Here is a 9,300-nt window from a genome sequence, read left to right as displayed (position 1 = left end):
TTAAAAGGAGAGAGTTTACATGATAGAGAGTGAAGTTGTAGATTCTGTACCAACTTTGAATGAGAATGATTGTCAAATATGGTGGGCAAGAATTTCAGATTTGCAATCATGGCATTACAATTTGCTAAATGATGTAGAGAGAGAGAAAGCAAATTCATATTATCATTCGGCAGATCGTGCACGTTTTATAGTAGGTTGTGTAATTAGTAGGTTAGTTCTTGGAAAGATACTTTCTATGTCGCCAGTTCAAGTGCCGATTGATCGAATGTGCCCGGTATGTAAGTTACAACATGGTAGACCGCAATTACCAGAAGGGATGCCACAATTATCCGTTTCACATTCGGGTGAGTGGGTTGTCGTTGCATTTACAAAATCTGCATCTGTCGGTGTTGATGTTGAACAAATGAATCCAAATGTAGATGTTATGAAAATGGCAGAGGGTGTATTAACAGACATTGAAATAGCACAAATTATGAAATTACCTAATGAACAAAAAATAGAAGGTTTTTTAACATATTGGACTCGAAAAGAAGCAGTACTGAAAGCGACAGGTGAAGGACTATTGATTCCACCAGTAGATATTACAGTATCAGCTCCAAATGATCTTCCAAAATTATTAATTTTTAAGGATAGACAAGAGTTATCAGAAAATACAATGATGGAAGATGTAAGGCCAAGTGTGGGTTATATGGCTGCAATTGCAATATTTAGTAAAGAAGTAACTGAAATTACGCAGTTAGACGCGGTATCGCTTTTAAATTATAAATAAGTTTAATAAAATATTTTATAGAAGAGGTGTTCCTCATGTTAGTGGCGGAAAATAGAAAAAACGAATTTACTTATAATGTACAAGCAATTAAAAATGTTTTATTTTCTGGAGATACATCATCTATTCATGCTTTAGAAAAGCTTTTGAATGATACAGTTCAGTTTGATGTTCTCGAACAAGAGGTACTTGATAGACAGTACATTCCGAAAGAAGCGAAGAATTTCTTTGATAAAAACGGAACATTTCTGTACCGCGTATCTAATGTTAGTTATAAAGGTAAGGTGTTATCTGAAAATCTAATTTTTGCGGACACTTCATTTTTACCACATACTATAAAGCAAGAATTAGAGAATGGGAATATTCCAGTTGAAAAGCTTATAGAAAAGATGGAAGTAAGAAGAAATGTATTATACGAAGGATATCAGCCATCCGGAAATATTATCGAGTTGTTTGATGGATGTTCTGTTGCGGCGAATGTTTATCCAACTAGAAAATATCAAATTGTAAGTAACTGCAAATGTGTATTTTATATTTGTGAAGTGTATCATGCAGAAAATATAAAGAAACTGCTTAAATAAGAAATAGACAAGAAACCAGCCTATAAAATGGCTGGTTTCTTGTTTATTTAACAGCTTCTTTTAATTCTTTTCCTGCTTTAAATGCTGGAACTTTACCAGCAGCAATCTGAATTTCTTCTCCAGTTTGCGGATTACGCCCTGTACGAGCAGATCTTTCACGTACTTCAAAAGTTCCAAAACCGATCAATTGAACTTTATCGCCAGATTGTAATGCAGTAGCAATTGTGTCAAATACGGATTGTACAGCTGCAGAAGCTTCCTTTTGAGAAATATCAGCTGACTGTGCTACGTTTTTAATTAGTTCTGTTTTGTTCATGTTTTCACCTCATAAAAAAATTTTTAGAATGAATGTTTTAGTATAATGGTTAGTACAGATAAAGCTATCTTTGTGATTAGAAAGAATGCTGTATAGTTATGTTAATTTCGTTGAAAGAAGCTGAATCCCTGCTAATTAAAAGGGATTTATTAAGAATTGATGTATACCAAAAGCTATATTATGAAGGTGAGGGGGAGTATACGGATGATTTTTCGTGAAAAGAATGAGAAAAAAAGTATATTAATTCGTCAACATGATCATGGTTTTTTAGCTGGAGAGATTGCAAGGTATATAAAAGAAGATTTTTTTGAAGATAAAACATACTTAAAAGAGACAATTGATGCTATATATGAGCATGATAGAGGCTGGATAGGGTTAGATAAAATCCCGATTTTGAACGATGCTAAAAATGTTCCATATACATTTATGGATTGTCCAAGCTCACTACGCTTTGTATTCTATACAATCGGTTTGAATGAAATTGAAGTTTCAAATCCATACGGGGCATTGCTTTGTAGTAAACACTTTTTATCATTTCCGCTAAATGAAGAAGATGAAGAGATGATGTCTTTTTATAAACGAGAATTGGATCGACAAAAAAGAATTTTGAAAACGTTAACAAAAGAACAGTATGCTATGTTTGATAAACAGTATAGGCTATTAAAGTTTTGTGATGAGCTTTCATTATATGTATGTATGAATAAACCTGGTGTAAAAAAGAAAGATGAAATTGATTTATTTAAAGATGGTTTTGAAGGAACAGAAATGTTTAATAACAAGGAGCGGAAACTTATACAAGCTGAATGGGTGGACGAAGAAAGGATTCGGGTTACACCATTTCCATTTAAAACGGAATTTTATACGTATGTAAAATATAAAACTATAAATAAACATGTTATTGAAGAAAAAGGAATTGCAAAAGCTGATAGAGAGTCGGAAGTTCAGAAGCAAATGGTATGTTTTATACAATAAAGATGAGGCATAAAAAGAAAAAGGAATGATCTCACTTTATGAGTCATTCCTTTTAGAAATAAATTAACTGGCACGTTTTTTATTTAATACTTTCAATTTTTCTGCTTGTAAAAACCGATTTGTTTCAGCGACAACGACACTACTTAACCCAATAAGACCAATTAAGTTCGGAATCGCCATAAGCCCATTCGCGATATCGGCAAATGTCCATACAACACCTAATTTTAAATTAGCCCCAATAGCAATCATAACGATAAAAATTGCTTTATAATATCGAACAGCACCTTCTCCAAATAAATAAGCGACGCATTTCTCACCGTAATAAGACCAGCCTAAAATAGTAGAGTAGGCGAATAAAATAATGGCAATACCAAAGATCATACTACCAGCGGTGCCGAATACAGATTGGAATGCAAGTGTTGTAGCTTCAACTCCAGTTTTACCTGACTTCCATGCACCTGTTGTAATTAATACAAGTCCTGTAATTGTACATACGATAAATGTATCAAGAAAAGTACCAGTCATAGAAACTAAAGCTTGTTTTGCAGGTGAATCTGTTTTGGCAGCAGCCGCTGCGATAGGAGCACTACCTAAACCAGCTTCGTTCGCAAATACACCGCGCGCCATTCCGATTTGAATAGCTGATGCAACCGTTGCGCCAATAAAACCACCAGCCGCTGCAGTACCATTAAATGCACCAGAAAAAATAAGTGAAAATGCCTCTGGAATTTGATCAAAGTGATAGAAAATAATAATAAGGCCAGCAATTATATAAAAGAAAGCTTTAATAGGAACGATATATCCCGTCACTTTCCCGATTTTTTTTACACCGCCTAAAATAACAATAGCGATTAAGAATGACATGAATATACCAGTTAATGCAGGAGGGAAAGAGAAGTTGATTCGCATTGCCTCTGCAACTGAATTAGATTGAACCATATTACCGATACCGAAAGAAGCAGTTGTTCCAAATATGGCGAATAAAACAGCTAGCCACTTCTTCCCTAAACCATGTTCTAAATAATACATTGGTCCACCGGAGTATTCACCATTTTCATTACTAACACGGTATTTCACTGCAAGGATTGCTTCGGCATACTTTGTTGCCATTCCGAATAAAGCAGTAATCCACATCCAAAAGATTGCGCCGGGTCCACCGATTGTCACGGCAGTTGCGACACCAGCTATATTTCCCATACCAATCGTTGCAGCCATAGCTGTCATCAGTGCTTGGAAGTGACTAATATCCCCAGAAGATGATGAATCCTCTGATTTTTTAAAAGCTAGTTTGTGAGCGTATATTAGTTTACTAAACTGTAAACCTTTTAAGCGCACTGTGAGAATAATACCAGTCCCAACGAGTAGCAACAAAGTTGGCAACCCCCACACATACTGATTAATTTGTTCTAATACTGTACTTACTGTCTCCATCTGTATTCTCCTTTTTTAGAAAAAATAAAAACCACTTCAAGGAAATGAAATGGTCTCTGGAGAAACAAGGGATAGAAAAATAAACCGATACAAATCGGCATTTTCTTTCGCTTGTCTCTGTCCTTTTACCTGAGAGATTATCCGCTAGATTAGCGGATTTGCTCCTTCGGTGCTCGTTTTCCTCCGCGCTATATAAAAGCGAGAGGGAGTCTCTCCAGAGATTCGTCCCCATGCAGTTCTACTTGTAAACAAGACCTGAGAGTTTCAAAGTTGGTTCAGCAACTTTTTGCCCCGTCGGTAGATCAATAGACCTTCTCCTGAATGGTTCATCCGAATTATAAAATTAATAACGAAATGCATTGATCATAAGTATCTATAATCAATAAACACATTATAGATACACTATAAGTGAATTGCAATCATTTTTTATTTTAAAATAGTAAATAAACTTATTTTTTTGATATTCCTAATTTATCTTTTATTTCATTTAAAGTAGACAAAGCGATTACAATATGTTGATCTGCAAGCCCTAAAGCATGCTTTGTATTTTCAATTGTTTCATTGGTTGGAGTAGAATTGTTGTATCCGTCTATAATCAAATCTGCTGCATTTTTCATGAAATTAGAAGCGGCCTTAAATTCAGTTGTGAAATAGACTAGTTGCTTTTGTATATGTGGTTCCGTTATATTTTCTTCGTTTTTCATATTGTCTATTTCTTTAATAATTGTTTCATATTGTTTAGAAACAGTATTCATTGTAACTAATAGTTTGTTTTTATCTACTGAATCTCCGTTTGTGTTAATCTCTTCCCAGGCAGGCAACCAATCTTTCTCAATTATGTCATTATAATTAGTAGTTAATTCATTCAATTTAGGTTGCAATTGAGTTCGGAAAGTTGTGGTATCAACGGTTTCTACAGTTGCTTTTTCAGCATTTTTTTGAGCTTTAGTTGTGTAGAAAATAGTGCTGGCAATACTAAGAATAGAAACCAAAAGCAGCCATTTGTTTAAAAGTAATTTCTTCAATATATAAATCCTCCAAATTCTAAAAACTTATAATTAAAATATATAACAATAATGTTATCGAAGGCAAAGAGTATAGTACAGAAATAATTCGAATTATGTTTATTCTATACATGAATAATTAAAACTATTAAAATAATGAAGATATTATGTAAGAAAAGGGGATTTTTAGTGGGAACGAAAAGAAAAAAACGAGCTTCAAGTATTGCAACGGCTATGTTATTAGTTGGTTTACTTGCACTCATATATATGAACAAAGAATCCAAAATTGAAGATTTTCCAATACCAATGTCAGCAATACATGTTAATGATGATAATGAAGGGAATTATCAATATATAAGTGTTATGCCTATTACGGAGGCAACCGGATGGGAGAACTTAGGGGAAAACGGACATACTGTTAGTTTTAAAAAAGGGGATCGGAAAGTAACTGTATTACATTATCCGGGAGAGATTACTTATTATTTATTTGAAAAGTAAATAGAATGAGTCATAAACAATGAGGCTTTCCTAATTTGTTTATGGCTTTTTATATATTAAAAATTGAAGTTTGAACGATATTATGAAGGGGAATTTTATATAGAAGAGAATATAAAAATGATATAAGAAAATATAAGGAGATATATTCTATGAGGAACGAAGCTTTACATGCGGTAGAGGAATATCGTAAAGATTTAAATGCTGGTAATATTGAAAAAATAAATAGTTGGGTATCAAATGATTTTATAGGTTACTTTGGGTATTACAGTGATAGAGACTATGAGGTATACCGAGGCGATACATATAAAGAAGATAATATTGAAACATTAAAAAGTTATGAAGGACAAAATCCTTATTGGAAATATAAAGACTTAACACATAGTTTAAGAATGGAGAACGAACTGATATTATCTGCTATTGTAGAGTTTTATTTGCAGGATAAAAAAATAGCATCTGTTTTAGCGATGGAAGTTTTTAAGAAAGAAATGGATGGGTGGAAGTTATATAGACAGCATATGGAAAGATATGCGGAATAATTTGAAGGATGCTGATTTTATGTAGATTATCAATTTAAACGTAGTATCTTGAACTATCTGTTACTTATCTAAACTTGAAGTGGTGCACTCCTACGAATACTAACATATCTATTAGTTATTTTAGTAAGTTTTATTGTAGTTACTGTAGCTTAAGGATTTCTGATATCAATGTCAGAAATACATATTTACCAGGATAATGAAGTTATAACTGTATCACATGATTCCGAACAGAATAGTTATTATGTATTTGAAAAATGAATGATGATAAAAGAGATAGAACGTAAACGACCCTATAGGAGTGTTTACGTCCTATTTTTTTGTTTTTAATTCTGAATTATTCGAATTATAATATATGTAATATGGGGAGTAAAACAATATTTTGAAGGGGAATGAGTTGATAAATTGCCAAGAATAAAAAAAATAGGGCGTTTTTGTCCTGTGGATGATCAAGGATTTATTATAAATGATGCACATTTGAATAAAATTCAGCCTGTGTTTTGGGAGGTAATACAAGAAATAAAGGATACTTGTTGTCAATTGTTACGGGATGATTTGCATAGTGTTTATATAAGAGGTTCTATTCCAAGAGGGATTGGAATAGAAGGTATTGCAGACGTAGATATGATTATTTTAGTTCAAAAGGACCCTAAGGCAATAAACTTAAGCTGGAGAAAGAAGCTAGAAGTCCAAATTACACAGCAGTTTACTTGTATATCAGGAGTGGAGTTAAGTTTTTATAGTGAAAAAGAAGTAATAAACTCAGAGGATTTTTCTTTTATAGGATTTATGATTCAAACACATAGTGTGTGTATATTGGGTGAAGACGTAAAATTATTTTTACCTAAATATAAAGTAAGTCAGGAGATAGCGTATGAACATCTCATTCATTTGCGGAAACAAATTGAACAAGCACACAAAGAGTTAATTCATAATCAAGACGTGGATGATATAGAGGATTGCTGTCGGTGGATTATGAAAATAATAATCAGAGCCGGTCTAGCATTAACAATTGATAGAGAAGGGCTTTATTCCAGGGACTTATACCCAGCGTATGCACTATTTAGTAAGCATTTTTCCGAGCAAAAAAAGAATATGAGGAAGGCATTACAATATGTAATTGAGCCTATAAAAGATATAGAAGAAATTTTATCGTTTTTAGATACCTTTGGTAATTGGTTGATAGAAAGAGCGGGGGATTATTTGAAGAATATCCGTTTTTAATTCATCATAATTTTGTTATGTAAACAATAGGTATTGAAGTAAAATAGAGGAGTGAGGGATTTGGATTTTTATATTGTATATGTCTTCTCACGAGGTAAGTATACAGGAATCAACTTGCAGTGTTTATGGAAAATTAGGAAGTTTCCAGTGAGGAAATGCAGACAGTAGCAAAAGAAATGAATTTTGCAGATTACTATGGAATCCCAGAGGATACGGCAACAGGAAGCTCAAACGAATGTTTAGCAGCGTATCTTCTAAAATATCGTTATTTTGGAACAGAAAAGGTAGATATGCGTGTTGAACAAGGATATGAAATAAACAGGCCTTCTTTAATACATATACAAGCTGAAAAAGTAGCGAGTAAAATTAATGTTAGTGTAGGCGGAAAAGTAGAAAGTATTGCAAGTGGGAAATGGATCGTATCATATCATAAGGGGGAATAGAAATGCTATTAAAAACAATATTTTGCAAGGTGGAAGAAGAGAAAAGGGAATTGTTTTCTGATGCGCAAGAAAAATGGCGTGATTTACAGTATTTAGACGGATTCTATGGACAATTTGGTGGGTGGAATGAAGATGAAGCATGTGTGTATACTTTATGGAAAGATAGAAATGCATATCAATCATTCATGAATGACGCCCATGATACAATTTTTTTTAATAGTAATCAAGAAGGCACATATACTTCCTGCAATATTGAAATGTTTCAAACGTTGTATGATATAACAGAAATTTCTTTGAAAGACGTAATTGCACAAGGTTCATTTGTAAGAGTTGCAATTTGCGATGTGGGGGAAGGGAAAGAAAAATACTTTTTACATGCGCAAGAAACAATTTGGAATAAAGGAATGGAAAATGCAAAAGGGATATTAGGTGGAGTTGTAGGAAAGTCTTTAAAGACTGAAAATCGTTACATAGTATTAACGTATTGGCAAGATGAAATAGCACATGAAAGTTATATGAAAGAAATTTTTCCTGCGTTATACCAGTTAGCAAATGTAAATGAGTATGTTGAAAATATAAATGGGAAGAGAGTTATTCGGAAGGAAGAATGGTCTGTTGCCGCTTCTAAATTAAGTTAGAACATATTTAAGTAGCTAGTTTTGAAAAAATTGATATAGAACGTTTGTTCTTGTATGATTACTTTGTACAAGAATAAGAGGGGGAGATATTTAAATGAGTAGAGTTTTAAGATTTGAATTGCAAGTCCCAAACCCTGAAGAAGCTATTCAATTTTATACAAATAGTTTTGGATGGAAGTTTGAAAAAATGCCTGGATCACATGACTATTGGTTCATTATAACGGGGGAAAGCGATCGACCTGGTATTGATGGTGGATTAATGAAATCACCTGATGGTGCTACTAGGACGACTAATTCGATTGAAGTACCTTCAGTTGATGAGTACATAAATAAAGTCATTGAAAATGGTGGACAAGTAGTTGTACCTAAAACTGCTATTCCTAATATGGGTTACTTTGCTTATTGTATAGATAATCAAGGGCTTCTTTTTGGAGTATGTGAAGAAAATATTGAAGCATAAAAAATTAGAGGATTTCGAAATTATTTTGTTTGTTGAACGATGTTTTCTATCAAAGATTATAATTATTGAACAATTGTATATAAAAACTAGTATTATTTTAGCTGAAGAAGGATCCATTTTGATTATTTCCAAAAGGATTCTTTTTTTGTTTTTCACATATTCTGAGTTATTCAGGCGTTATTATTCAAACTTACATCTGTATATTATCTATGAAAAAAGTAAATAAATGATGATATATTTAAGGGTTAATCTATTGACTGCTAAACAGTTTGAGATGAAAAGGAAAAGAAGACCAATTATTTTCTAATAAACATGTAATTAAGTGAAGACGTCATATACCCTTTCATGTTAATATATTTAAGTTATAATAGGAGGCTTACCCTTTTGTATTGTTCGGTAGAAGCAGTGTGAGCTTGAAATTTTTTATGAAAAGG

12 protein-coding genes and 1 riboswitch are annotated in these 9,300 nt (G+C 32.8%); of the genes, 9 read left to right on the top strand and 3 right to left on the bottom strand.

Going from position 1 to position 9,300, the window contains the following annotated elements:
* Nucleotides 1-19 precede the first annotated feature (19 nt).
* Nucleotides 20-769 (top strand): 4'-phosphopantetheinyl transferase Sfp, encoded by a 750-nt coding sequence (gene sfp / locus ACP6L7_RS00650; RefSeq protein ID WP_097832029.1) that lies wholly within the window; start codon nt 20-22, stop codon nt 767-769.
* A gap of 35 nt (nt 770-804) precedes the next feature.
* Nucleotides 805-1,347: a cold-shock protein gene (locus ACP6L7_RS00645; protein ID WP_097832030.1), complete on the top strand. Its 543-nt coding sequence runs from the start codon at nt 805-807 to the stop codon at nt 1,345-1,347.
* Nucleotides 1,348-1,390: 43 nt separating this feature from the next.
* Here the strand turns inward: ACP6L7_RS00645 and ACP6L7_RS00640 are convergent, their stop codons facing one another.
* Nucleotides 1,391-1,663 (bottom strand): HU family DNA-binding protein, encoded by a 273-nt coding sequence (locus tag ACP6L7_RS00640; RefSeq protein WP_002157910.1) that lies wholly within the window; start codon nt 1,661-1,663, stop codon nt 1,391-1,393.
* 204 nt (nt 1,664-1,867) lie between these two features.
* On the opposite strand from ACP6L7_RS00640, the gene ACP6L7_RS00635 reads away from it, so the two are divergent.
* The gene (locus ACP6L7_RS00635; RefSeq protein WP_097832031.1) at nt 1,868-2,635 is read left to right on the top strand and encodes a DUF3891 family protein; all 768 of its coding nucleotides are present in this window, start codon (nt 1,868-1,870) and stop codon (nt 2,633-2,635) included.
* 63 nt (nt 2,636-2,698) lie between these two features.
* Here the strand turns inward: ACP6L7_RS00635 and ACP6L7_RS00630 are convergent, their stop codons facing one another.
* Nucleotides 2,699-4,066 carry an alanine/glycine:cation symporter family protein gene (locus ACP6L7_RS00630; protein WP_430528871.1) on the bottom strand — a complete coding sequence of 456 codons (1,368 nt, stop codon included), beginning with the start codon at nt 4,064-4,066 and terminating at the stop codon, nt 2,699-2,701.
* A gap of 107 nt (nt 4,067-4,173) precedes the next feature.
* Nucleotides 4,174-4,294: riboswitch (glycine riboswitch) on the bottom strand.
* Between the two features lie 221 nt (nt 4,295-4,515).
* Nucleotides 4,516-5,091 (bottom strand): hypothetical protein, encoded by a 576-nt coding sequence (locus tag ACP6L7_RS00625; protein WP_097832033.1) that lies wholly within the window; start codon nt 5,089-5,091, stop codon nt 4,516-4,518.
* 132 nt (nt 5,092-5,223) lie between these two features.
* Here ACP6L7_RS00625 and ACP6L7_RS00620 point away from each other — a divergent pair, with 132 nt between their 5' ends.
* From ACP6L7_RS00620 to ACP6L7_RS00595, 6 genes are all read left to right on the top strand, one after another.
* Nucleotides 5,224-5,568 (top strand): hypothetical protein, encoded by a 345-nt coding sequence (locus ACP6L7_RS00620; protein ID WP_170961038.1) that lies wholly within the window; start codon nt 5,224-5,226, stop codon nt 5,566-5,568.
* A gap of 149 nt (nt 5,569-5,717) precedes the next feature.
* A complete protein-coding gene (locus ACP6L7_RS00615; RefSeq protein WP_071771422.1) occupies nt 5,718-6,104 on the top strand; it encodes a DUF4440 domain-containing protein in 387 nt (128 codons plus the stop codon).
* 402 nt (nt 6,105-6,506) lie between these two features.
* The gene (locus tag ACP6L7_RS00610; RefSeq protein ID WP_097832034.1) at nt 6,507-7,325 is read left to right on the top strand and encodes a nucleotidyltransferase; all 819 of its coding nucleotides are present in this window, start codon (nt 6,507-6,509) and stop codon (nt 7,323-7,325) included.
* A gap of 155 nt (nt 7,326-7,480) precedes the next feature.
* Nucleotides 7,481-7,768 carry a PhzF family phenazine biosynthesis protein gene (locus tag ACP6L7_RS00605; RefSeq protein ID WP_240523219.1) on the top strand — a complete coding sequence of 96 codons (288 nt, stop codon included), beginning with the start codon at nt 7,481-7,483 and terminating at the stop codon, nt 7,766-7,768.
* Between the two features lie 2 nt (nt 7,769-7,770).
* Nucleotides 7,771-8,406: a YdbC family protein gene (locus ACP6L7_RS00600; protein ID WP_097832035.1), complete on the top strand. Its 636-nt coding sequence runs from the start codon at nt 7,771-7,773 to the stop codon at nt 8,404-8,406.
* A 94-nt stretch (nt 8,407-8,500) separates the two neighbouring features.
* On the top strand, nt 8,501-8,866 hold the full coding sequence (locus ACP6L7_RS00595; RefSeq protein ID WP_097832036.1) for a VOC family protein: 366 nt from the start codon (nt 8,501-8,503) through the stop codon (nt 8,864-8,866).
* Nucleotides 8,867-9,300 lie beyond the last annotated feature (434 nt).

Source organism: Bacillus silvicola, from assembly GCF_050524305.1.
GTDB lineage: Bacteria > Bacillota > Bacilli > Bacillales > Bacillaceae_G > Bacillus_A > Bacillus_A cereus_AT.
This window is presented reverse-complemented; position numbering and strand designations above follow the sequence as displayed.

Bases quoted from the DNA above. Each gene is read 5' to 3' on its own strand.
- sfp (WP_097832029.1), top strand. From the start codon at position 20: ATGATAGAGAGTGAAGTTGTAGATTCTGTACCAACTTTGAATGAGAAT.
- ACP6L7_RS00645 (WP_097832030.1), top strand. From the start codon at position 805: ATGTTAGTGGCGGAAAATAGAAAAAACGAATTTACTTATAATGTACAA.
- ACP6L7_RS00640 (WP_002157910.1), bottom strand. From the start codon at position 1,663: ATGAACAAAACAGAACTAATTAAAAACGTAGCACAGTCAGCTGATATT.
- ACP6L7_RS00635 (WP_097832031.1), top strand. From the start codon at position 1,868: ATGATTTTTCGTGAAAAGAATGAGAAAAAAAGTATATTAATTCGTCAA.
- ACP6L7_RS00630 (WP_430528871.1), bottom strand. From the start codon at position 4,066: ATGGAGACAGTAAGTACAGTATTAGAACAAATTAATCAGTATGTGTGG.
- ACP6L7_RS00615 (WP_071771422.1), top strand. From the start codon at position 5,718: ATGAGGAACGAAGCTTTACATGCGGTAGAGGAATATCGTAAAGATTTA.
- ACP6L7_RS00605 (WP_240523219.1), top strand. From the start codon at position 7,481: ATGCAGACAGTAGCAAAAGAAATGAATTTTGCAGATTACTATGGAATC.
- ACP6L7_RS00600 (WP_097832035.1), top strand. From the start codon at position 7,771: ATGCTATTAAAAACAATATTTTGCAAGGTGGAAGAAGAGAAAAGGGAA.
- ACP6L7_RS00595 (WP_097832036.1), top strand. From the start codon at position 8,501: ATGAGTAGAGTTTTAAGATTTGAATTGCAAGTCCCAAACCCTGAAGAA.